The 22783-nt window shown below is 73.5% G+C and carries 16 protein-coding genes; 9 read left to right on the top strand and 7 right to left on the bottom strand.

The features are described 5' to 3' along the window. On the top strand, positions 1 to 345 hold the full coding sequence (locus AB0472_RS14095) for a GNAT family N-acetyltransferase (protein WP_366356358.1): 345 nt from the start codon (positions 1 to 3) through the stop codon (positions 343 to 345). Between the two features lie 15 nt (positions 346 to 360). After that, positions 361 to 1005 carry an aspartate/glutamate racemase family protein gene (locus AB0472_RS14090; protein WP_366356357.1) on the top strand — a complete coding sequence of 215 codons (645 nt, stop codon included), beginning with the start codon at positions 361 to 363 and terminating at the stop codon, positions 1003 to 1005. Positions 1006 to 1286: 281 nt separating this feature from the next. Here the strand turns inward: AB0472_RS14090 and AB0472_RS14085 are convergent, their stop codons facing one another. The 5 genes from AB0472_RS14085 to gndA form a co-directional block, all read right to left on the bottom strand. After that, positions 1287 to 5312 (bottom strand): SAV_2336 N-terminal domain-related protein, encoded by a 4026-nt coding sequence (locus AB0472_RS14085; RefSeq protein WP_366356356.1) that lies wholly within the window; start codon positions 5310 to 5312, stop codon positions 1287 to 1289. Positions 5313 to 5352: 40 nt separating this feature from the next. Next, positions 5353 to 6276 (bottom strand): MoxR family ATPase, encoded by a 924-nt coding sequence (locus AB0472_RS14080; RefSeq protein WP_366356354.1) that lies wholly within the window; start codon positions 6274 to 6276, stop codon positions 5353 to 5355. Beyond that, entirely contained in the window at positions 6273 to 8354 is a 2082-nt protein-coding gene (locus AB0472_RS14075; RefSeq protein WP_366356353.1) for a hypothetical protein, read from the bottom strand. Before AB0472_RS14075 ends, AB0472_RS14080 begins: the two co-directional genes overlap by 4 nt. Next, a complete protein-coding gene (locus AB0472_RS14070) occupies positions 8351 to 9310 on the bottom strand; it encodes an alpha/beta hydrolase (protein ID WP_366356351.1) in 960 nt (319 codons plus the stop codon). The genes AB0472_RS14075 and AB0472_RS14070 overlap by 4 nt, the downstream gene beginning before the upstream one ends. 165 nt (positions 9311 to 9475) lie before the next feature. Continuing rightward, a complete protein-coding gene (gndA, locus tag AB0472_RS14065) occupies positions 9476 to 10915 on the bottom strand; it encodes an NADP-dependent phosphogluconate dehydrogenase (protein WP_366356349.1) in 1440 nt (479 codons plus the stop codon). A 352-nt stretch (positions 10916 to 11267) separates the two neighbouring features. Here gndA and AB0472_RS14060 point away from each other — a divergent pair, with 352 nt between their 5' ends. Continuing rightward, entirely contained in the window at positions 11268 to 12473 is a 1206-nt protein-coding gene (locus tag AB0472_RS14060; RefSeq protein WP_366356347.1) for a transglycosylase family protein, read from the top strand. Here the strand turns inward: AB0472_RS14060 and AB0472_RS14055 are convergent. Both AB0472_RS14055 and AB0472_RS14050 read right to left on the bottom strand, forming a co-directional pair. Continuing rightward, on the bottom strand, positions 12463 to 13599 hold the full coding sequence (locus tag AB0472_RS14055; protein WP_366356346.1) for a DMT family transporter: 1137 nt from the start codon (positions 13597 to 13599) through the stop codon (positions 12463 to 12465). The genes AB0472_RS14060 and AB0472_RS14055 overlap by 11 nt on opposite strands. A gap of 217 nt (positions 13600 to 13816) precedes the next feature. Beyond that, a complete protein-coding gene (locus AB0472_RS14050; RefSeq protein WP_366356559.1) occupies positions 13817 to 13948 on the bottom strand; it encodes a hypothetical protein in 132 nt (43 codons plus the stop codon). Between AB0472_RS14050 and AB0472_RS14045 the strand changes: the two genes are divergently transcribed. From AB0472_RS14045 to AB0472_RS14020, 6 genes are all read left to right on the top strand, one after another. Next, complete coding sequence (locus tag AB0472_RS14045) at positions 13895 to 14620, top strand: (2Fe-2S)-binding protein (RefSeq protein ID WP_366356546.1); 726 nt, start codon at positions 13895 to 13897, stop codon at positions 14618 to 14620. The two genes, AB0472_RS14050 and AB0472_RS14045, sit on opposite strands and share 54 nt — an antisense overlap. Before the next feature lie 38 nt (positions 14621 to 14658). Next, positions 14659 to 15810, top strand: coding sequence for a glycogen synthase (gene glgA, locus AB0472_RS14040; protein WP_366356545.1), 1152 nt, complete (start codon positions 14659 to 14661; stop codon positions 15808 to 15810). Positions 15811 to 15914: 104 nt separating this feature from the next. Next, on the top strand, positions 15915 to 17135 hold the full coding sequence (gene glgC / locus AB0472_RS14035; protein WP_366356345.1) for a glucose-1-phosphate adenylyltransferase: 1221 nt from the start codon (positions 15915 to 15917) through the stop codon (positions 17133 to 17135). Positions 17136 to 17285: 150 nt separating this feature from the next. Continuing rightward, positions 17286 to 19619: a GH92 family glycosyl hydrolase gene (locus AB0472_RS14030; RefSeq protein WP_366356344.1), complete on the top strand. Its 2334-nt coding sequence runs from the start codon at positions 17286 to 17288 to the stop codon at positions 19617 to 19619. Positions 19620 to 19768: 149 nt separating this feature from the next. Further along, positions 19769 to 21100 (top strand): wax ester/triacylglycerol synthase family O-acyltransferase, encoded by a 1332-nt coding sequence (locus AB0472_RS14025; RefSeq protein ID WP_366356343.1) that lies wholly within the window; start codon positions 19769 to 19771, stop codon positions 21098 to 21100. A 103-nt stretch (positions 21101 to 21203) separates the two neighbouring features. Next, a complete protein-coding gene (locus tag AB0472_RS14020) occupies positions 21204 to 22730 on the top strand; it encodes an SDR family NAD(P)-dependent oxidoreductase (RefSeq protein ID WP_366356341.1) in 1527 nt (508 codons plus the stop codon). Positions 22731 to 22783: the final 53 nt, after the last annotated feature.

Below are 22783 nucleotides of genomic sequence, written 5' to 3'. Positions count from 1 at the left end.
ATGAGCGACATCGAGATCCGCGACGACCGGGCGGCCGGCCGTCTGGAGGCGGTCGCCGGCGACGAAGTCGTCGGCCACATCGAGTACTTCGTCCTGGAGTCGCCCTCCCGGGCCCTCGTGCCCGTGCACACCATCGTGGAGCCGGAGCACGAGGGGAAGGGCATCGCCGGCAACCTCGCCCGCGAACTGTACGCGATCTCCGAGCGCGAGGAGACCCCGGTGGCCCCGCTCTGCCCGTACGTCGTCAGGTGGGCCGAGCGCCACCCCGACGTGGCGCCGACACCGGACCCCGAGCTGCTGCGCGCGGCGAAGGAGTGGCTGGTCGCCCACCCCGACCGCTTCTGAGCGGCCCGGCCGCGCATGCTCGCCCTCCTGCACACCTCGCCGCTCCACGTCCCCGTCTTCGATGCCCTGCGCGACGAGCACCACCCGGGCCTGGAGCTGCGCCACCGCGTCGCCCCTGACCTGCTGGCCAGGGCCCGCCGGGACGGCCCCGAGGCGGTGGCCGGGGACGTCGCCGCCGCCCTGCTCCGGGCGGCGGCGGACGACGGCGTACGGGCCGTCCTCTGCACCTGCTCCACGATCGGCGAGGTCGCGGAGCGCGCCGCCCGCGAGGTCGGCGTACCGGTCGTCCGTGGCGACCGTCCGATGGCGGCCGCGGCGGTGGCGGCCGGACCCCGTGTCGCCGTCCTGGCGACGGTCGAGAGCACCCTGCCGCCGACCCTGGCCCTGCTCGACGACGAGGCGCAGCGGGCGGACCGCCCGATCCGCGCCCGCGCCCGGGTCGTACCGGGCGCCTGGACCCGCTTCGAGGCCGGTGACATCGAGGGATGCGCCCGCCTGGTGGCAGCCGCGGCGGACGCCGTGACCGACGCCGACGTGATCGTCCTGGCCCAGGCCTCCATGACCTCGGCCGCACGCTTCACGACCACGACGGTCCCGATGCTCTCCAGCCCGGGTCCGGGGTTGGCGGCGGCAGCGCGGGCGGCCCGGGCTGCCGGGTGAGTGCGCGTGCCCCGTCCGGGTAGGTGGGGAGTAGACCCCGAAGGCTGTGTCGAGCCACTGGCCGGAGGACACCATGACCAACCCGCACCCCGACCCCGTACCCCCTGGCCCCTACCCCAGCCCCGTCCCCACGCCGGAACCATCCCCGGCCCCCGAGCCGGCCCCCGTCCCCGCACCCCCGGGCCCGGGACCCTCGCCCACCCCCACGCCGCCGGACCCGGCGCCGTCCCCGATCCCCCCGGGCCCCGAGCCGGTTCCCAGCCCCGAGCCGGGGCCGCCCCTCACGTGAGGTGCGTGAGGGCGGCCGACTGCGGCAGGGACACGGTGAGGCCCACCAGCGGGACCCGGTCCCCATCGCTGTCCGGAAGCGTCGGTGAGACGAGGTAGATCGTCAGCAGGGCCTGGTCCGGACGGCGGACGGCCCGCACCGCCGCGCGGCCGGGACGGCTCGGGCTCTCGTCCTGCGGGGACCGGGTGAGCCTCAGTGCCCGGGCCAACTGGTCCGTGTCGAGGTCGGCGTACTCGTTGCCCGGGCTGTGCAGGACCGAGATGCGGTAGGTGCCGCTTTCGGCGGCGGTGATGTCGCGCGGTCTGCGCTCGACGAGGCCGACGCGGTGACCGCAGATCTCGGCCTCGCCCGCGTGGCCCCGCCCGCGCACCAGCTGCACGGTCCACCGGGTGAGCTCGCCGTCCGCGACGCGACCGCGTACGTACGAGGAAAGCAGCCTCAGGGTCTCCCGGATGCCGTCGTGCGCAGCCGCGTAGGGGTCCAGGAACCGTTCGACGACCAGGAACGGGGAGACGTCCCGCCACACGAGGTTCCCCCCCTCCGCGGTGACCGCTGCCGACCCCGCGCTGTCCAGGGCGGCGACGAAACCCTCCAGGGTGCGGACGTTGGCGTGGCACACCTCGGGCGCCAGACCGAAGCCCGTCGTCTCCACCGTGCGCCCCGAGAAGTCCTCGACGGGCCGTCCCAGCACCTCCGGGGTGACGTACAGGCGGCAGAGGTCCTCGTACCCGGTGCGGAAACCGAACGCGCTGTCCAGCTCGGGCAACGTCTCGGAACGGGACGTAGAGCGAAGGTAGTAGCCCACCGTGAGCCCCGCGAGTACGGCACCGTGGGCGAGCTTGGTGCCGCCGACGGCGATGGTGTTCAGGCCCGAGCTGCTGCGGTCCCACGCCGGGAGGCCGTCGACGGTGCTGTTCACCAGGACGACGCCGGTCCGGCCGGCCACCTCGGAGAGCTGCTCCCAGGCCGGGAGCGCCGGGTGCCCGACGGCCGCCGACGTGGCGGTGTGGCCGAAGTCCGCACGCCAGAGCGTCTCGAACTCCGCCCGCAGCCGGTGGCCGGGCTCGCGCAGGGCCCCGGCGACGGTCCGGACATATGCCGCCAGTGAGAGACGCACCTGCGCCTGGACCCAGGTGAACCGGCTCACCGACACCAGCATGGAGTTGTGCGCCCCGGACTCGCCGCGCGCCGCGCGGACGGCGGCCGACAGCACGAAGGCGTGGACCGCCTCGCGCAGGGACGCCGGCAGCTCCGTGCCGGGGACGTGCGAGGACCGGTGCCCGGCGGGCATCCACGTCCCGTGGTCGCTGACCTGCCGGATCCGGGGCAGCACGGGAGGTGCGCCCGCGGGTGTGCCGAGCGGGCCCCCTTCGGAGATCCGCGGCAGCTGCAGCACGAAATCGGCCGTGTACAGCTGCTTCACGCCCCCCTCGGGGAGGCGCACCGGGAGGAACGGCGCGTAGGCGAAGCTCACGTAGGCGGACTTCTCGAAGTCGGTCAGGAGTCCGTGGACGGCCTCGTCCACGGCCGAGGGGCCCCCGGTGTGGACGTCGGCGCTGCCGGGCCCGCCGGTCATGTCGACGACGAGCAGGGGGTGCCGCGCCGTCGTGCTCCACCGCCTGGCACGCCGGGCGAACCAGGACCGGACGTTCCCGACGGCGGTCCGGTTCTTCTTGATCACGAGAACGAGGGGGACGTGGTCGTCCGGATCGGGGAGCTGTGCGGTCCTGCGCGCCGAGAAGTCGCCGGCTGAACCGGTGAGCGCCGCGACCTCCAGGTGGGGCGAGGCCACCTCGCCCACACCGATGGGCCTGAGCAGCGGGTCGTACCGGGTCGCGACCCGCTGGTACGCGGTGTCGAAGCCCAGCAGCCCTTCGTCCACCTGGGCCTGCACCTGCACGCGTTCGGCGTTGTGCGGTCCGCTGAGGATCACGATCACGCGGTAGCCCACGTCGAGGGCCTTGGCCGCCAGGCCGGTCATCACCTCGGAGCGCGGCGACGGATCGCGGGAGACGACGAGCCCCGCGCGCAGCCACGGTCCGAGGCGGCGGGGATCCTCCAGGCGCGCCAGCAGGGCGTCCGTGCTCGCGTCGACGGACTCCCGCAACGGCGGGTCGGCGTCGAGCAGGGTCCGGTAGCGGCCCCAGAACGTCACCCCGAAATCCGGGTACGGGTCGGCGGCGAACCAGGGGCGTCTCCCGCCGGGTTCGCGCTCCACGGCGGCCCTGGGGTCCAGTTCCCGGGCGAGGTCACGGCGATCCACCTCGATGCCCTGACCGCGCAGCATCGACACCACCGCGTCCAGGGCGTGCTCCACGTCGCCGACCGTGGGCCGCCCCTCGGCCGGCAGCAGGAGGGCCGCCATCCGCACGGCGAGTTCGGTCGGATCCGCCCGCGGTGCGGGCGCCGCCTCGGCAAGGGGGTCCGTCGGGAGGTAGCGGGCCAACTCGGTGATCCGGGGCGGGGCTTCCCGCCCGGTCGGCAGTCCCAGCAGCTCCAGTGTCCGCGCCAGTGCCCGGCCGGCCGGCGTCGCCTCCGCGGTGAGTGCCGGTGCGTGGGTGTCGCCGCCGGCCACCACCGGCAGGCGACGCTGCCCGTCGCCCCCGGCCGCCACGTGACGGCCGAGAGCCCGGCTGAGCCGCAGGGCCTCGTGTTCGGACAACTCCTGTTCCAGACGGACCCGCACCTCGTGCGGCGCCTGCAGTACCACGGTGCCCGTCGGCTCGCCGCCGAGGGCGAACAACCCGGAGCTCAGCAACTCGGCCACGTCCGCCGTGGTCGCCTCGGGGACCAGCTCTTCCCGCAGGACGTGCAGCAGGTCGGTGCTGAGCCGGTCGAACGGGGAACTCAGGACGGCGAGCCGGGCGGCGGCCGGCGCCGCCGTCCGCAGGAAACCCGTCGCGCGCGCCGCGGCGTCCCGCCGGGGCGCCGGCGACGCCGGTTCCGCGGCCGCCGGACGTCCACCCGGTGGCACCAGGACGGCCGCGCAGCCCTCGGGGGCGGCGAGCATCAGGGCGCGCGACCACTGCTCCAGCGAGCGGGCGGAGAGGGACACGACGGGCAGGGCGAGCCAGCCGTCGGATCCGGTGGCCTCCGTGCGCGGCAGCAGGGGCGGCAGCCGGAACGCGAGCCCCCCGTTGGCGGTCCCGGGGGTGCTCGCCGTCACCCGGACCGTCGGCAGGTCGAGACCGGTGTGCCGCCACAGCCGGGTGGGCAGCGGATCGAGCAGGGCCACCGGCGTGCTGCGGGCCCATCGCCGCAGTCGCTGCCAGATGCCGGGTGCCCGCCAGGGCCGGCCGGCGAAGTCCGAGAACACGACGACCAGCCTGCGGCCGCCGGGAGAGCCCGGCCGGTCGGCCGCCACCGGCAGCCCGTGGCGGTCGGTGAGATCGAACCCGTGGTCCGGACGGAATCGGAGGTCGCGGATCTGGACGGTGCGGAAGGCGGCGAGTGCGTCGAGGACGCGGAGGAGGGCGTCGACGGTGTCCTGCCAGACCCCCATGGACGGGGAGCGGTCGACGACGAGCGTCAGGTCGAACCAGCGCTCCGGAGCGGGGGAGAGGACTGGGAGGAGCTCGCCGCCACGGGCGTACGCCTCCACCGTCCCGTCCAGGTCGAGCATGTGGCGCCGTCCCCTCGGCCACGGCCGCTTCCACGGGCGCAGCGCCCGGCTCACGGGCACGGCGAACGGCAGGGCCGTGGCCCTGGGCAGCGCGAGGGCGTGACCGGAGACGGGCGCACCGGATTGGGGCAGCCGTTCGTGCAGGGTCCGCACGCGTGGTTCGGACACCTCGGGCGCGGCCGGCTCCCGCGGGGCGTCGTCCCGCGGGAGGTCGGCGCGAGCACCCGGCCGGGGCGGGTCCGCCGGCGCCGGCGGGACGGGCGCCACCGGACCCTTCGCGGGTCCCGGTGGTTCCGGCGCCATCCGCGAGGCCAGCCAGAGCGCGTCCGCGAGACCGGTCGGGCCCGCCCCGGGTACCACCGCGCGGAGGATCGCGACAGCCTTCTCCAGCGCCATGGGGGAAAGCCCCCGAGGCGCGGGAACGGCCGGCGTCTCCTCAGACACGGGACAGCTCGCGCAGGACGAGGTCGAGAACCTCCTGCACGCTCTCCGGCGCGGGAGCCTGGGCACCGGTCAGCACGTGCACGGCGTTCAGCAGCTGGTCCACGGCAAGGCTCTCCCCGGCCGCGAGCCGCTCGACGAACCCGGCGACCAGGGCGTCCACCGAGGCGGAGTGCTCCTGTGTGATCTCCAGGTGGGCCGCCACGATCCCGCGCAGCGAGGCGGTGGTCGGCGCGGGCATCGTGAAGCGGACGCAGCGGCGCAGGAACGCGGCGGGGAAGTCGCGTTCGCCGTTGCTGGTCAGCACGATGAAGGGGAACGTCTCGCAGCGGATCCGCCCCTTGACGATCGTGTGCAGACCGTCTCCGCCCCACTCGCGGATCCCGACGTCGTCCGCGTGGTGACGCGCCAGCTCCGGGATCTCGAACTCGCCGCGCTCCAGCACGTCGAGGAGATCGCTGGGCAGGTCGAAGTCGCTCTTGTCGATCTCGTCGATGAGCAGGGCGCGCGGGTGCTTCGCAGGCAGCAGAGCCGTGCCCAGGGGGCCGAGCCGGAGGAAGGGGGCGATGTCGTCCCCGGTGGCGCCCATGCGGTGGGCGTGGATGCGGCCCAGTGCGTCGTAGCGGTAGAGGGCGTCGACGAGGGTGCTGCGCGAGGTGATGTGCCAGCGCAGTGGCTCACCGAGCTTCAACTCGGCCGCCACCTGCCCGATCACGCTGGACTTGCCCGACCCGGGAGCACCGGTGAGCAGGAGGGGCCGGCGCAGGACGAGGGCCGCGTTCACCGCCTCCACCAGGCCCGGCGGCGGCCGGAACAGTTCGTGCGGGGAGTGCCGCGGGAAGGCGCGCCACGGCGGCGGCTCCCCGAGATCCACGTCCTTGGGCGTGCCGTCGCCGACGTAGAAGGGGTTCCAGGTCATTCGCTGCTCTCTCCTTCGCCCGAGCGGGTGTCGAACCAGTCGCAGAAGTCCAGCCAGCCGGCGTCCAGCCACACCGACCGCACCTGTGCGAGGTCCGCGTGGGCGGACGTCGGCCCGGACCCGTCCGGGTGCTGCTTCCACGCGCTGCGGTAGGCGGCGCTGAGTTCGCCGGGCAACAGGTCCCAGTGGCGTTCCACGCTGGTGCGGGAGGCCGCCGGAAGCTCGCCGGGCCGTCGCGGCCACAGCACGATCGGCGCGTAGGCGAGCAGGGCCGGCAGGAAGTCCTCCAGCCGGTCGGGACGGTGGGCGAGCGCGAGCGCCCGTTCGTAGGGGCCGTTCTCCAGCCGGTCGGCCAGATCGTCCGCACGGCCGGTCTCCTCCCGGCCGAGCCAGTCCAGCGGTGTCCCCTCGCCCTTGCCCATGGCGTCGAGCCGGTCCCGCGCGTAGTCGTTGATCCAGAAGGCGTGGGCGGGCGGGCAGAGCCGGTCGCTCCAGCGCAGGACGACGTTGTACAGCGCGCCCAGGCGCCGGCCGACCCGGGTCTCCTCGGGATGCCAGCACGCGAGCAGTGCCGCGGGGGCCGCGATGTCGACGTGCCGGAGTCTCAGCCCCGTCTGCCGGGCGGATCGGGCCGCCCAGGCCAGCACGGTGCCGAGTGCCTCCTCGACGCCCTGCTGACCGGGGCCGCAGGGGAACTCCCCGCGCTGCACGGGAGTGTCTCGGTCGAGCAGCCAGACCAGCAGGCTCTCCGGCCAGTCGTCGGCGACGGCCGCGTGCAGGCTGACGACCAGCCGCAGCCTGCCCTCGGCGGTGCGTTCGGTCAGCGCGGCGAACGCGTCGTTGAGTTCCACCACGGCCTGGAGGGCCGCCGCCCAGGCCGCCAGTTCCGGCCGCTGCGCGGTGAGTTCGTCCTCGACGGCCAGCGCGGCGACGAAGGCGGCCAGTGGCGCGGTACGGCTTCCTCCCGCGCGCGGGACCCGCAGGCGCAGCAACTCCACGCAGTCCCGGAGCAGGTCCCCGCCCCCGGTGCGCGGAGCGGGGACCACGCCGCCCGCGGCCGTGGAGAACGCCCGCCGGATGCGGACCGACGTGAGCGGCCCGCCGGGCCAGCGCAGCAGGAGCTCCGTCGTGCGATGTGCGTCCGCGAGCCCGTCGGCCACCCTCCCGGCCGCCAGCAGGGCGGGCGCGTGGGATTTCGCGCCCGTGCCCTTGGCCAGCACGGACAGCGACTCTCTCAGCATCTCCAGGTCCTGCGGGCTCTCCAGGGGGAACTCCGGAACGAGCGCACCGAGCGGTTCGAGGGCCCACCGCAGCGCCTCCTCGCCCGCCGTCCCGAACAGCGGCCCGCCCGCCCGCGCGTGCCGGGCGTTGCGCGCGACCCAGGGGTGCTGCCCGAAGGCGTCGCCGTTCACCGTCATGACCTGCGCGCCGGTCCCCGCGGTCGCGTTGACGGCGTCGCGGACGGCGTGGGCCGTGAGGAACTCCCCTGCATCGGCGACGCCTTCCCGGAGGACGCGCACGAGTCCGCGGGTGAACGCGAGTCCGTAGGCCTCCTCGGCGACGCTCACCGATGTCACCAGCGACAGCATGGTGGCGCCACGCCGGATCCCGGCGCCCAGCCGCATCACGTCGGGTACGGCGCCGCCGGCGTGGCAGGTGTCGATCAGCGCGACGACGCCCTGGACGCCCGGGGTGTCCACGGCCTCGGTCAGCAGTCCCGCAACGTCGACGACGGTCGTGGGTGCGTCGGCGCGGGAGTCGCCCGCCATGAAGCAGAGCCGGGGGGTGTCGCCGGGCGTGGTGCCGTGCCCCAGGAACGCGAGCACCAGGGTGGCCTCCGCCCGCCCCGCCCGCTCGGCCGCCGTCCGGACCGCCTTCTCCATCCGGGCCTGCCCCACGTCCGGCCCGCACAGGAGCGACGGCTCCGCGGGCAGGGCCGAGACGCAGCCACCCACGGAGCCGTCGGCGAGTGCGCCGTGGAGCGCACCGGCCACCTCCTCCAGGCCGTCGAGCGGTCCGAGGTCCGCGCACTGCGGCGCGACGACCAGGAGATGGCGGGGCGGGGACGACGGCGTCATGCGGGAACAGCGACCTCAAGGGCCTCGACGACCGGCCCGGCCACTGCGGGCTGCGCCAGGTAGTTGACCACGGGGTGGACGTGGAGGCCGTCGGAGTCGACTCGCCCGGTGACAGGTGCCGCCGCCCGCGCGTTGGGCGCGACCCAGGTCTCGATCTTCGGCCACGCGGTGATGAAGTCGTCGCGGTCCCAGAAGTTCAGCCACCGCTCCACCCCGGGAGGAGCGGACAGCGGCCGGGGCCGCATCCGGCGCTGGACCGCCGCCCGCATGCCGATGGGCGAGCCCAGCGTGACGAACAGGGGCACCGGTCCCGGGTGGGCGTGCAACGTCTCGAACGCCACCACGGTGCCCAGCGAGTGGGCGACGACGACGGTGGGCGCGTCGGGATCCAGCTCCGCGTGGACCTGGGCACGGATCCGCCGGTCGAGGCTCACCTGTGCCTCGTCGAGGTGGCCCCGGGAGAGGTACTGCCGCACCTGGCGGAGGTCACTGACCATCAGTGCGGAACTCGTCCACCCGCCGACCGTGCGCAGCCCGGGCAGGGAGAGCAGCGTGTTCCCGGCGGCGAGCACACGGCGCAGCAGGTCGCCGGGGCCCTGCGCCTGTCCCTCCGGCGCGAGCTGGGACCGGGCCCGCCTCAGCACCTGTGCCTCGCGGTCGTCGTCGCTGCCCGCCAGTCGCTCGTCGACCGCGTCCAGCAGCATCTCGGCCAGCTCGGCGTTCTCGTCGTCCGCCTCCGGGGACGCGGACGCGACCGCAGACCCCTTCCGGGGGAACAGATCGCTGTAGTAGGCGAGCCGTACGTCGACGGAGGTGCCGTCCAGCAGACGGTCCGCGCCACGCCCGTGGCCCGCGGCCCGTGCCCCGTCGGCAAGCGCCCGCCGCCAGCGGTCCAGGATCTCGCCCGCGTCGTGCGGTTTGCCGACCCCGTGCACAAAGACGAGATGCGGTGCCATCGATCCCCCCGAAGCCACGGCCCGGCAGCGTGCCGAGGCGGGCAGCGAGAATATCAACGCGCGGGGGGAAGGACCGCATCGCGCCGGATCCGGGGGACACGGGGCTCCGCGGAACGCGGGCGCGCCACCGCACCCGTGCCCCCGCGGAGCCTGCGACGGCGACCGCTACGCCGTGACCTCCGAGCGGTCCCCGCCCCACAGTGTGTGGAACGAGCCCTCGCGATCCACCCTCCGGTACGTGTGGGCCCCGAAGAAGTCCCGCTGCCCCTGCGTGAGCGCCGCGGGCAACCGCTCCGCCCGCAGGGCGTCGTAGTACGCGAGCGCCGCCGAGAAGCCGGGCACGGCGACCCCTTCCCGCGTCGCCGCGATGATCACCTCGCGCCAGTCGTCCTGCGCCTGCGCGATCTCCCGCGCGAACGTCTCGTCCGACAGCAGGCTCGGCAGGTCCGCCCGCGCGTCGTACGCCGCCCGGATCCGGTCCAGGAACGCCGCCCGGATGATGCAGCCGCCCCGCCAGATCGAGGACACCGCCCCGAGGTCGATGTCCCAGCCGTACTCGTCGCTGCCCGCCTGGATCTCGTGGAAGCCCTGCGTGTACGACACGATCTTCGACGCGTACAGCGCCTGCTCCACCCGGTCCGCGAACGCCGCCGCCTCGGCCCCGGACAGCGCCTTCGGCTTCGGGCCGGCCAGGTCCCGCGACGCCGTCCGCAGGTCGGCGTGGCCGGACAGCGAGCGCGCGAAGACCGCCTCCGCGATACCCGACACCGGCACGCCCAGGTCCAGCGCGATCTGGACCGTCCAGCGGCCGGTGCCCTTCTGCTCCGCCTGGTCCACCACCACGTCCACGAACGGCTTGCCGGTGGCCGCGTCCACGTGCGCCAGCACTTCCGCCGTGATCTCGATCAGGTACGAGTCGAGCCGGCCCGTGTTCCAGGTCCGGAAGATGTCCGCGATCTGCGCGGGGGAGTACCCGGCGACGTCCCGCAGCAACTGATACGCCTCGCCGATCAGCTGCATGTCGGCGTACTCGATGCCGTTGTGCACCATCTTCACGAAGTGCCCGGCGCCGTCCGGGCCGATGTGCGTGACGCAGGGCGCGCCGTCCGCCGCCTTCGCCGAGATCTTCTCCAGCATCGGGCCCAGCGAGTCGTACGACTCCTTCGGGCCGCCCGGCATGATGCTCGGCCCGTGCAGCGCGCCCTCCTCACCGCCGGACACGCCCATGCCCACGAAGTGGATGCCCTGCTCGCGCAGCGCCTTCTCGCGCCGCCGGGTGTCCGCGAAGTGCGCGTTGCCGCCGTCGATGATCATGTCGCCGGGCTCCAGGAGCGGTGCGAACTCCTCGATCACCGCGTCCGTCGGACCGCCCGCCTTGACCATGATGACCAGCCGGCGGGGCCGCTCCAGCGCCGCCACGAACTCCTTGGCGGTCTCGGCCGCGATGAAGTCGCCCTCGTCCCCGAAGTTCTCCACCAGCTCGTGTGTCTTCGACACCGTGCGGTTGTGCAACGCCACCGTGTAGCCGTTGCGCGCGAAGTTCCGGGCGAGGTTGCGGCCCATGACCGCGAGACCCGTGACGCCGATCTGCGCCGAAGTGCTCATACCGCCTGCTCCTCAAGAATCAAGTCGATCCCGTAGAACGTGCAAGGGATGCTGCCGCCGCTCATGCCCGCCAGTATTGCCCAAAGGCCATCCTGACCCGCCGTTCGACCGGCCGCACTTGCAGATACGGACGACAGGGGCCCGACGGCTCAGTAACCTCGTGAGACGTCTCGCGGGGTCCCGCCGGACCGGCGCGGTTGACGGCGCGTCAGCGCCGTTCCCGGTCGCGCGCGTTCGGGCGTGGCGGCCGGACCGGCAGGGCCGAGAGGCGGCTGATTGCCGTCTTGTCATGGCCTGTTCGGGACGCTTACTTTTGGCCTTCCTGACGCGCGTGGCGAGGGGGGCTCCAGACATGGCCGATCGCGGACGGCACCGCCGGTACCAGCCGAACAGGATCAACCGCGCCTCGCTCACCGTGACGGCGGGCGGCGCCGGCCTCGCGCTCCCGCTCGCCGCCGCCGGAAGCGCCGACGCGGCCTCCGCGTCCACCTGGGACCGGGTCGCCGCCTGCGAGTCCAGCGGAGACTGGAGCATCGACACCGGCAACGGCTTCTACGGCGGGCTGCAGTTCACCCAGTCCACCTGGGAGGCCTACGGGGGCACGCGGTACGCGCCGCGCGCCGACCTCGCCACCAAGGACCAGCAGATAGCGGTGGCGGAGAAGGTCCTCGACGGCCAGGGGCCGGGCGCCTGGCCGGTCTGCTCGGTACGGGCCGGGCTCACCCGCGGCGGCGACACCCCCGACGTGCACACCGAGACCGCCGCCACCCGTCCCGCGACGCACCACACCGCGAAGAGTCCGGCCAAGGGCGCCGCGCGGAGTTCCGTACGGGACGTACAGCCGCAGACCACGCCGCAGTCCCGGGCCGGCCAGGCCGAGATGTACACCGTCGTGCACGGCGACACGCTCTCCGGGATCGCCGAGGAACACGACGTGTCCGGGGGCTGGCACCGACTGTACGCGGCCAACCGCACGACGGTCGGCTCCGACCCCGACCTGATCCTGCCGGGACAGCGGCTGAGCCTGACGGGCCAGGCGGCGAGGACGACCGCCCCCAAGGCCAGGTCCAAGGTCCACCCGAAGGCCGATACGAAGACGAGGACGAAGTCCGGGACCAAGGCCGGGAAGGCGAAGACCGCCACCCACACCGGCCACCCCCTCGTCGCCCCCGTCGACGCCCCGATCGGCACCGGCTATCGCGTCTCCGGCTCGCACTGGTCGAAGGGCTACCACACCGGCGTGGACTTCCTTGCGCCCACCGGCACCTCGGTGAAGGCGGTCGAGACCGGGCAGGTCGTCACGGCGGGCTGGGGCGGCTCCTACGGCTACCAGGTCGTCATCCGGCACGCCGACGGCCGCTACACGCAGTACGGCCATCTGTCGGCGATCTCGGTACGGGCCGGGCAGAGCGTGTCCACGGGGCAGCGGATCGGCCGCTCCGGTTCCACCGGAAACGCCACGGGCCCGCATCTGCACTTCGAGGTGCGGACGGGGCCCGGTTTCGGCACGGACATCGACCCGGTCGCCTATCTCCGGGCCGGCGGCGTCAGGATCTGATCCGCGTACGCCGTCGGTTCAGCAGCGGACCGTGCAGGTACTCGGCGGGGGGCAGCAGCACGTCGGCGACGTCCGGGACCACGTCCGGGACCACGTCCGGCGCCGCGGATCCCGACCGCTGCCGCGGCATCTCGACCCGTGCGGCAGCAGCAGGCCGGACCGCTTCCACCGGTTCCGGCCGCGCGGCGTCGGCGGACGCCAGGCCCGCCTCGGCCAGCTCCACCAGCGCCTCGACCAGCGGTTCGGGCGACACCTCGGCCACGGCGGGCTCCGGCACCGGCCGGGCCGGGTGCGGAGTGTGCTCGATGCGCTCGGTGGTCAGCAGGATCAGGCCGCCCGCCGCGACCACACCGCAGCCCAGCGCCAGCAGGGTGCCCGTCGTGCCGTAGCGGAACGTCTCGCCGAACATCGTGATGCCGACGGCGGCCGCCAGCACCGGGTTGACCACGGTGAGCGTGGCCAGCGGCGCGGCGAGGCCGCCGCCGCGGTAGGCGGCCTGGGAGATCAGGACGCCCGCGACGGCGTAGGCGCCGATCACGGAGAGCCAGAGCAGGTCGGCGGTGGCGATCCCGCCGTCCCAGTCGATCGCCACGACCTTGGTGAACACCGAGGACATGCCGAAGGCTATGCCGGACGCGGTGGCGAGCAGCACGCTGCGCACCGCCGGGTGCCGGTGCGCGGCCCGGCCCGCGATCATCAGCGCGGCGACCGCCCCACCGGTGACCAGCGCGACGCCGATCCGCCCGGCGGAGTCCAGGGTGTGCGCGTCGGAGGAGCCGACCAGGGAGAGCAGACCGGCCAGACCGACGGTCGCCATGATCGCGCCCCGCCAGGCGGTCGCCCCGGCCCGGCGGCCGACGAAGAGGGCGGCCATGGGCAGCGCGAACACGATGGTGAGCGCGCCCAGCGGCTGGACCAGGCTCAGCGGGCCGTAGGCCAGCGCCACCACGTGCAGCAGGCCGCCGAGGCCGTTGAGCGCCATCGCCCCCCACCAGCTCGGGCGGCGCAGCGGCGCGTACTGCTCGTCGGGGGAGGAGACCGCCACCTGCTCCTGCACGATCGCCCCGCCCGCGTAGGCGACGGCGGAGACGAAGGAAAGCAACACGGACAACGCGAGGGCGCTCATACTCGGCTCCTCTGCGTCAGGCGCGGCCGGTTGGCCCCGCGCGGTGATCGGTCGGCTTCCATGAGCAACACTCTGCCCGTCCGTGTGCTTCCCGTCGTCGTACCTGAGCACCTAATGGGTCCTACTACCGATGGAGTACGCCGGGATCCTGATCATCCCCAGGGTGGGGACCGCCGGGTGGAGAGGGCGTGCGCCCGGGATCCGGCGAGGCCTGGTACTACTGCTGTTCGTGGACCTGTTCGAGGACCTGGACCCGGATCTCGCCGCGCTGCGCCCGCTCGGCGGCTTCTTCGTCCTGCGCACGGTACGGCCCGCGGTAGGAGACCCCGACCCGGCGCGGACCGGTCAATCCACGACACTGGCAAAGGCCTACAAAAAACTCACATCGGATGTTTACCGAGATCCGTTGACTTTCCGTGTCGACACCGTTTCGAGGCGTCTGGGTGCCACCGAACCCCGGGTCGCCGCCTCCGTCGCCCATCAGGCGCTGGCCGCCCGGCTCTGGTCCGTCGCCCTCGGCTGTGCCGTCCGCTGCGGCCGCCTCCCCGACCTCGACCCCGGCCTGCTCCTGTGGGATCCCGGCGCCACCGCCCCCGACGACCTCCGGCTCACCGAGGTGCGCCCCCTGCCCGGCGGCACCGGCCCGGCCGCGCTCGCCGACACCGTCGTACGCGTCGTCGTGGACGGTCATCTCGTGCCGCTGGGCGCGGCCCTGCGGGACCGCTACGGCCTCGCCGCGGGCCTGCTGGGGGGCAACGCCGCCGCCGCGCTGGCCGGTGCCGCACGGGAGCTGGACCGCTGGGCGCGTGCGAACGACTGTGCGGATGTGGCCGCCCGGACCCGCACCCTCGCCGACACCCTCTTCGCGCACCCCCTGCTGAGCGCCACCGGCACCCGCGCCGGCCTGGCCTTCCGGCGCCGCAGCTGCTGCCTCTACTACCGGGTACCGGGCGGCGGGGTCTGCGGTGACTGTTGTTTCACACAACCACCGTGCTCTTCCCCGCGCGCCGCATCTGGGTGACCATGGAACAACCGGCCGTGGAGAGCGAGGGGTTGCGGGTGCGAGTCGGACTGCTGACCCGGGAGTACCCCCCGGACGTCTACGGCGGCGCGGGCGTTCACGTGGAGTTCCTCGCCAGGGAGTTGCGGCCCCTGGTCGACCTGGAGGTGCACTGCTGGGGCGAGGGCCGCGGGGTCGGCGTCGTCCGGCACCGCCCCTGGACCGCCCTGGACACCGCCAACGACGCGCTGCGCACCTTCTCGGTGGACCTCGCCATGGCCGCGGGCCTGGAAGGCCGCGAACTCGTGCACTCCCACACCTGGTACGCCAACCTCGCCGGCCACGTCGCCAAGATGCTCTACGGCGTCCCGCACGTGGTGACCGCCCACTCGCTGGAGCCGCTGCGGCCCTGGAAGGCCGAGCAACTCGGCGGCGGCTACGCCCTGTCGAGCTGGGCCGAGCGCAGTGCGATCGAGGCCGCCGACGGCGTGATCGCCGTCTCCGGTGCGATGCGCACCGACATCCTCGACTGCTACCCCGCGCTGGACCCGGCGAAGGTCCACGTCGTGCACAACGGCATCGACACGGCCCTCTACCGCCCGGACCGCTCCACCGACGTCCTCGCCCGCATCGGCATCGACCCCCGCCGCCCCTACGTGCTGTTCGTCGGCCGCATCACCCGCCAGAAGGGCGTGCCCCATCTGCTGCGCGCGGTACGGGACATCGACCCGGCGGCGCAGGTCGTCCTGTGTGCCGGCGCGCCCGACACCCCGGAGATCGACCGGGAGTTCCGCGAGCTGTTCGCGGAGCTGAGCCGGGTCCGCGCGGGCGTGCACTGGATCCCGCAGATGCTGCCGCGCGCCGACGTCATCCAACTCCTCACCCACGCGGCCGTGTTCGCCTGCCCCTCGGTCTACGAGCCGCTCGGCATCGTCAACCTGGAGGCGATGGCCTGCGGCACGCCCGTGGTGGCGTCCCGGGTCGGCGGGATCCCCGAGGTCGTCGAGGACGGCAGGACGGGCCTGCTGGTCGACCTGGACGACGACTTCGAGGACGGCCTGGCGCGGGCGCTGGACGCCGTCGTCGGCGACCGGGAGACCGCCCGCCGGATGGGCGAGGCCGGACGGGAGCGCGCCGTCGGGGAGTTCGGCTGGGACGCCGTGGCCCGGCGCACGGTCCGGCTGTACGAGGAGATCCTCAAACAGGCGTAACGACAGGCGTAACGAACAGGCCGCCTGTTCGACGCGATCACGGTGCAGGCTTAGCGGGTGTGCTCCCAGGGCAGGCATGGAGCACCAGGGTGAGGGGAGCGGCCATGCGTCGTGGTGGGCCTTCGGTACTCGGGATCGTGCTGGCCGGCGGGGAGGGCAAGCGCCTGATGCCGCTGACCGCCGACCGGGCGAAACCAGCGGTCACCTTCGGCGGCACCTACCGCCTGGTCGACTTCGTGCTGTCCAACCTGGTCAACGCGGACGTGCTGCGCATCTGCGTGCTGACCCAGTACAAGTCGCACTCGCTGGACCGGCACATCACCACCACCTGGCGGATGTCCAGCCTGCTCGGCAACTACGTCACCCCGGTCCCGGCACAGCAGCGGCTCGGCCCGCGCTGGTACCTGGGCAGTGCCGACGCCATCCTGCAGTCCCTCAACCTGGTCCATGACGAACAGCCCGACTACGTCGCGGTGTTCGGCGCCGACCACGTCTACCGCATGGACCCCCGGCAGATGCTCCAGCAGCACATCGAGGGCGGCGCCGGGGTCACGGTCGCGGGGATCCGCATCCCGCGCGCGGAGTCCTCGGCGTTCGGCGTGATCACCCCGGGCTCGGACGGGCAGACGATAGGGACCTTCCTGGAGAAGCCCGCCGACCCGCCGGGTCTGCCGGACGCCCCGGACTGCGTCTTCGCCTCCATGGGCAACTACATCTTCACCACCAAGGCCCTGGTGGAGGCCCTGCACCGGGACGCCGAGGACGACCACTCGGTGCACGACATGGGCGGCTCGATCCTGCCCCAGCTCACCGCCCGCGGCGAGGCCCAGCTCTACGACTTCGCCGCCAACCACGTCCCCGGCGAGACCAGCCGCGACCGCGGCTACTGGCGGGACGTCGGTACCCTCGACGCGTACTACGACGCCCACATGGACCTGATCGCCGAGCGGCCCGCCTTCAACCTCTTCAACCGCAGCTGGCCCGTCTACACCCACTCGTACCAGCTCTCCCCGGCCCGTTTCAACGCCGGCGGCATGGCGAGCGAGTCCATCATCAGCGCGGGCTGCCTGATCCGGGGTCAGGTCACCCGGTCCGTGCTGTCCCCGGGCGTGCGGGTCGACCCGGGCGCGGTGGTCCAGGGGTCGGTGCTGCACGACAACGTCGTGGTGGGCCGGGGCGCGGTGGTGCGCGGCGCGGTCCTGGACAAGAACGTCGAGGTCCCACCGGGCGCGACGATAGGCGTCAACCCGGACCGGGACACCGAGCTGTACACCGTCTCCAAGGGCGGGGTCATCGCCCTCGGGAAGGGCCAGATCGTCTCGTAGCCCCGGCACGCACGCCAACTCGTGCGCGACGCGCTGTGAGTGAATAACCCTCATTTGCCGGACTTTGCGCCACTCTCCCCTCACGATGCAGACAGCAATGTCGAACTTCGGAGGTCATCCGACATGAGAGGGACGAGAGAGGCCAGTGGTATGTCACATACCACCGCGGCTCTCCGGCGCACCCGGCTGTGCCTCGCCGCCGTGCTGACGGCGTCCGCGCTGCTCACCGCCCCCGCCGCGGAGGCCGCCCAACCGGCCGGGGGCAGCCTGGCCGACCTGGTGAACCCCTTCATCGGCAGCCAGGACGACGGCAACACGTTCCCCGGCGCCGCCGTGCCCTTCGGCATGGTGCAGCTCTCCCCGGACACCGGGCACAGCACCGGGTACGACTACGCCCAGCACCGGATCCGCGGCTTCTCCCTGGTCCACCTCTCCGGCGTCGGCTGCGCCATCGGCGGCGACCTGCCCGTGCTGCCCACCACCGGCGACGTCACGCAGACGGACTACGCGAAGTACGCCGCCGGGTTCGGTCACGCCGACGAGGCGGCGAGCCCCGGCTACTACCGCGTCGGCCTCGACTCGGGCGTGACGGCCGAGCTGACCGCGACCGCCCGCACCGGCGTCCAGCGCTACACCTTCCCGGCCACCGGCAAGGCCAACGTCCTGCTCAACGCCCACCAGGCACTGCACAGGCCGGCCGGCAGCGAGGTCGAGATCCTCGACGACCACACCGTCCGCTCCCGGATCACCGGCCACGGCTTCTGCCGCGAGACCGCCCCCTACACCGTCTACACGGTCACCCGCTTCAGCCGCCCCTTCACCGCGTACGGCACCTGGAACGGCACCGCGGTCGCCCCCGGCGCCCGCACCGGAGCCGACGGCGCCTACGTCCGCTTCGACACCACCCGGGACCGTACGGTCGAGGCGACCACCGCCCTGTCGTACGTCGACGCACACGGCGCCGAGGCCAATCTGCGCGCCGAGGGCGGACGTTCGTTCGACGCGGTACGGCGGGCGGCCCGGGACGCCTGGGAGCGGCGGCTCGCCGGCGTCCGGGTGCAGGGCGGCTCCCCGACCCTGCGCCGCACCTTCTACTCGTCCCTGTACCGCACCTTCCTCGCGCCCAACGTCGGGGCCGACGCCGACGGCCGGTACACCGGCTGGGACCGCCGGATCCACCGTGCCCAGGGGTTCACCTACTACCAGAACTGGTCGCTCTGGGACACCTACCGCACGCAGGCCCAGGCCCTCGCCCTGCTCGCCCCGCGCGAGGCCCGCGACATGGCGCTGTCGGTGCTGAAGGTCGCCGAGGAGGGCGGCTGGCTGCCCAAGTGGGGCTACGGCACCGTCGAGACGAACATCATGACCGGCGACCCGGTCACCCCGTTCCTGACCACCGCCTACCAGCTGGGCCTGCTCAAGGGCCACGAGGAGCAGGCCTACCGGGCGCTGAGGAGGAACGCCGACGGCGTGCCGCCGGCCGCCAACGCCGGGGTCGGCCGCGAGGCCAACGCCGAGTACCTCGCCGACGGCTACGCGCCCTACCTCAAGGGCCGCCCGCACACCAAGGTGGGTGACTCCGACTACGACCACGGCGCCTCCGTCACCCTGGAGTACGCTCTGTCCGACGCGATGCTCGGGCAGATGGCCCGGGACCTCGGCCATGTCGAGGACGCGGCCCGCTACGCCACCCGGGCGCAGAACTACCGCAACGTCTTCGACCCCTCCACCGGCTTCTTCCGCGCCCGCGACGCCTCCGGCCTCTTCACCGGCGACCCCGACCCGGCCCGCGGCATCGGCTTCCACGAGGGCACCGCCTGGCAGTACCAGTGGCTCGTCCCGCAGGACCTGCCCGGCGTGATCTCCCTGATCGGCGGCGAGCGTGCCACCAACGCACGGCTCGACGCCTTCTTCGCCTACGACAGGCTGCTCGCCGACCCGGCCAGGACCGCCCGCGAGGTGTGGGTGCACGGGAACGCATACACCTACTACAACGCGGCCGTCTACAACCCGATGAACGAGCCGGACCTGATCGCCCCGTACACCTACCTCGCCACCGGCCAGCCCTGGAAGACGACCGACGTGGTGCACGCGGCGCTGACCCTGTTCACCGACGGCCCGACCGGGATGACCGGCAACGACGACCTCGGCACCATGTCCGCCTGGAACGTCCTGTCGTCCCTCGGCCTCTTCCCGGTCCAGCCCGGCTACGGCACCTGGGGCCTGTCCACGCCCGTCTTCGACCGGGCCGACGTCCGCCTCGACCGGCGCTTCTGGCCGAGCGGCGGGTTCACGGTGACCGCACCGGGGACCTCCGCGGACCACCGGTACATCCAGCAGGCCCGCACCGACGGCACCGACTACGGCCGCACCTACCTGACGACCGGCGCGCTGCGCTCCCTGCGCTCGCTGGCGTTCACGGTCGGCCCGCGCCCGTCAGAGTGGGGTACGTCACCCGAGGCGGGACCACCCGCGCTGAAGTGACCTCAGGTGTCGCATGAGTCCCGCCTCTTTCGGAGGAGGCGGGACTTAATCTGCTGTTAACTGAGCGTAGCGTGATCGTACTTGACCGTAATCATGAGTCGGCGTTTGACTGCTGATCCACCCTCCGCCAACGCGAGGCACCCTTTTCGATGACTGCGACTGCTGACCTGCTCGCCCCGCTCGATCTGGCCTTCTGGAACATCGAGTCCGAACAGCACCCGATGCACCTCGGCGCGCTGGGCGTCTTCTCGGCGCACTCGCCGACCGCCGGCGCGCACGCCGCCGATCTGCTCGCCGCCCGGGCCGCCGCGGTCCCCGGACTGCGGATGCGCATCAAAGACGTCTGGCAGCCGCTCGCGTTCGGCGGTGCCGCCCGCGAGACCGACCCGGACTTCGACCCCCTGAACCACGTCCGGCTGCACGCCCCGACCGCCGACTTCCATGCCGTCGCCGGCCGGCTGATGGAGCGTCCGCTGGAGCGCGGCCGGCCCCCCTGGGAGGCGCACGTGCTGCCCGGCGAGGACGGGGTGTCCTTCGCGGTGCTGTTCAAGTTCCACCACGCCCTCGCCGACGGCCTGCGCGCCCTCAAGCTGGCGGCGGGCGTCATGGACCCGCTCGACCTGCCGGCGCGGGCCCCTCGCTCGATCGAGCCGCCGCGCCCGATGCTGGCGCTGCCCGACGTGCGCAGGCTGCCCGAGCTGGTGCGCGGCGCCCTCTCCGACGTGGGCCGGGCCCTCGACATCGGCGCCTCGGTCGCGCTGTCCGCGCTAGGGGTGAGCTCCTCGGCCGCGCTGCGGTCCGAGCCCACCGGCACCCGCAGCATCGCCGGGGTCGACCTCGACATCGACGACGTGCACCGCGTCCGCAAGGCCGTCGGCGGCACCGTCAACGACGTCCTGATCGCCGTCGTCGCCGGCGCCCTGCGCCGCTGGTTGGACGAGCGCGGCGACGGCACCGAGGGCGTCGCCCCGCGCGCCCTGATCCCCGTCTCCCGGCGCCGCCCGCGCACCGCGGCCCCGCAGGGCAACCGGCTGTCCGGGTACCTGATACGGCTTCCGGTCGACGACCCCGACCCGCTCGCCCGCCTCGACCGCGTCCGCACGTCGATGGTCCGCAACAAGGACGCCGGCCCGAACCGGGGCGCCGGTGCCGTCGCCCTGCTCGCCGACCACGTGCCGGCGCTCGGGCACCGGCTCGGCGGGCCGCTCGTCGGCCAGGCCGCCCGGCTCTGGTTCGACATCCTGGTCACCAGCGTGCCGCTGCCGGGCATCGGCCTGTGCCTCGGCGGTCACCCGCTCACGGCCGTCTACCCGCTGGCCCCGCTCGCGCCCGGTCAGTCCCTGGCGGTCGCCATCTCCACCTACCGCAACCGTGTCCACTACGGCCTGGTCGCCGACGCGAGCGCCGTCCCCGACCTCGACGTGCTGGCCCGCGCGGTCACCGACGAGGTCGACTCGCTGATCGCGGTCTGCGATCCATGATCCGGTCGGGTTTGGAGGTATCGCCCGGCGCTCCGTAAAATTCCCCGTTCGAAAGCGGGCGCGAGTCGGAGCGCCGCTGGTGGATCAGGGAAGCGGCAGCGCGATGACGGTGACACAGGACGGCCCGGCGGCCGAGGACGCGGTGCGGTCCGTGGACGAGGCCGCGGACGGGGCCGTGGCCCACGGCCGCGGCATCGACCCCGAGCGGCTCGCCGTCTGCCTCGGTGTGCTCGCCGAGCTGGACGAGCTGGAGGTCGACCACCCGGACGCCATCGCGGTGCGCCGGGCCACGGCCGGTATCTACCGCACGGTCAAGCAGCGCCGCCGCCAGGAGCGCCGGGCCGCCAAGACCGCTCACGACAAGGCGGTCACCGAGGCCACCGCGACGGGTTCCGCGCAGCGCATCGACGACGAGACCGAGGGCCTGCTGCCCTCCTCCCGGACCGAGGAGGGCAGGGTCGCGGGGATACTCCAGCGCCCGCGCTCCTGCTACACCTGCAAGACCCGCTACGTCGAGGTCGACTACTTCTACCACCAGCTCTGTCCGGACTGCGCCGAGCTGAACCGCGCCAAGCGCGACGCCCGCGCCGACCTGACCGGCAAGCGCGCCCTGCTCACCGGCGGCCGCGCCAAGATCGGCATGTACATCGCGCTGCGGCTGCTGCGCGACGGCGCCCACACGACGATCACCACACGCTTCCCGAAGGACGCCATCCGCCGGTTCAAGGCGATGGAGGACTCGGCGGACTGGCTGCACCGCCTGGAGGTCGTCGGCATCGACCTGCGCGACCCCGCCCAGGCCGTCGCCCTCGCGGAACAGGTCGGCGCGGCCGGCCCGCTCGACATCCTGATCAACAACGCGACCCAGACCGTACGCCGGCTGCCGTCCGCCTACGCCGCCCTGGTCGAGGGCGAGAGCGCCCCGCTGCCCGCCGGCGAGCTCCCCGCCCACCAGGTCATCGGCGCCTTCAACTCGGGCGCCGTCGACGGCCTCGCCGCGCTGCCCCTGGGCACCAGCGGCCTGGACGCCCAGCAGGTCGCCGACCTCGCCCTGGTCGCGGGCAACGCCAGCGTGGCCCGGCACCTGGACGGCACCGCCATCGACGCCGGCGGCCTCGTCCCGGACGTCGTCGACACCAACACCTGGGTGCAGACCATCGACCAGATCTCGCCGGTCGAGCTGCTGGAGACCCAGCTCTGCAACTACACGTCACCGTTCATCCTGATCAGCGCGCTCCGGCCGGCCATGGCCACGGCGGCGAAGACGGCGCCGCGCGGCCGGTCGTACGTCGTGAACGTGTCGGCGATGGAGGGCGTCTTCGGCCGCGGCTACAAGGGTGCCGGGCACCCCAACACGAACGCGGCCAAGGCGGCCATGAACATGGTCACGCGGACCAGCGCGGCGGAGATGTTCCAGACCGACGGCATCCTCATGACCTCGGTCGACACGGGATGGATCACCGACGAACGACCGCACTACGACAAGCTGCGACTGGCCGGGGAGGGCTTCCACGCCCCCCTGGACCTGGTCGACGGCGCGGCCCGCGTCTACGACCCGATCGTGCGGGGCGAGGCGGGCGAGGACGTGTACGGGGTCTTCCTGAAGGACTACGAGCCCGGCAGGTGGTGACCGCGACCCGGTGCGGGTGCGGGTGCGGGTGCGGGTGCGCGGAGGCTGGTCGC

The sequence above is a fragment of the Streptomyces sp. NPDC086777 genome (assembly GCF_040702065.1).
Lineage (GTDB): Bacteria > Actinomycetota > Actinomycetes > Streptomycetales > Streptomycetaceae > Streptomyces.
Note: the sequence above shows the minus strand (reverse complement) of the source record. Positions and strands in the feature narration are given on the sequence as shown.

Bases quoted from the DNA above. Each gene is read 5' to 3' on its own strand.
- AB0472_RS14095 (WP_366356358.1), top strand. From the start codon at position 1: ATGAGCGACATCGAGATCCGCGACGACCGGGCGGCCGGCCGTCTGGAG.
- AB0472_RS14090 (WP_366356357.1), top strand. From the start codon at position 361: ATGCTCGCCCTCCTGCACACCTCGCCGCTCCACGTCCCCGTCTTCGAT.
- AB0472_RS14085 (WP_366356356.1), bottom strand. From the start codon at position 5,312: ATGGCGCTGGAGAAGGCTGTCGCGATCCTCCGCGCGGTGGTACCCGGG.
- AB0472_RS14080 (WP_366356354.1), bottom strand. From the start codon at position 6,276: ATGACCTGGAACCCCTTCTACGTCGGCGACGGCACGCCCAAGGACGTG.
- AB0472_RS14075 (WP_366356353.1), bottom strand. From the start codon at position 8,354: ATGACGCCGTCGTCCCCGCCCCGCCATCTCCTGGTCGTCGCGCCGCAG.
- AB0472_RS14070 (WP_366356351.1), bottom strand. From the start codon at position 9,310: ATGGCACCGCATCTCGTCTTTGTGCACGGGGTCGGCAAACCGCACGAC.
- gndA (WP_366356349.1), bottom strand. From the start codon at position 10,915: ATGAGCACTTCGGCGCAGATCGGCGTCACGGGTCTCGCGGTCATGGGC.
- AB0472_RS14060 (WP_366356347.1), top strand. From the start codon at position 11,268: ATGGCCGATCGCGGACGGCACCGCCGGTACCAGCCGAACAGGATCAAC.
- AB0472_RS14055 (WP_366356346.1), bottom strand. From the start codon at position 13,599: ATGAGCGCCCTCGCGTTGTCCGTGTTGCTTTCCTTCGTCTCCGCCGTC.
- glgC (WP_366356345.1), top strand. From the start codon at position 15,915: ATGCGTCGTGGTGGGCCTTCGGTACTCGGGATCGTGCTGGCCGGCGGG.
- AB0472_RS14030 (WP_366356344.1), top strand. From the start codon at position 17,286: ATGTCACATACCACCGCGGCTCTCCGGCGCACCCGGCTGTGCCTCGCC.
- AB0472_RS14025 (WP_366356343.1), top strand. From the start codon at position 19,769: ATGACTGCGACTGCTGACCTGCTCGCCCCGCTCGATCTGGCCTTCTGG.
- AB0472_RS14020 (WP_366356341.1), top strand. From the start codon at position 21,204: ATGACGGTGACACAGGACGGCCCGGCGGCCGAGGACGCGGTGCGGTCC.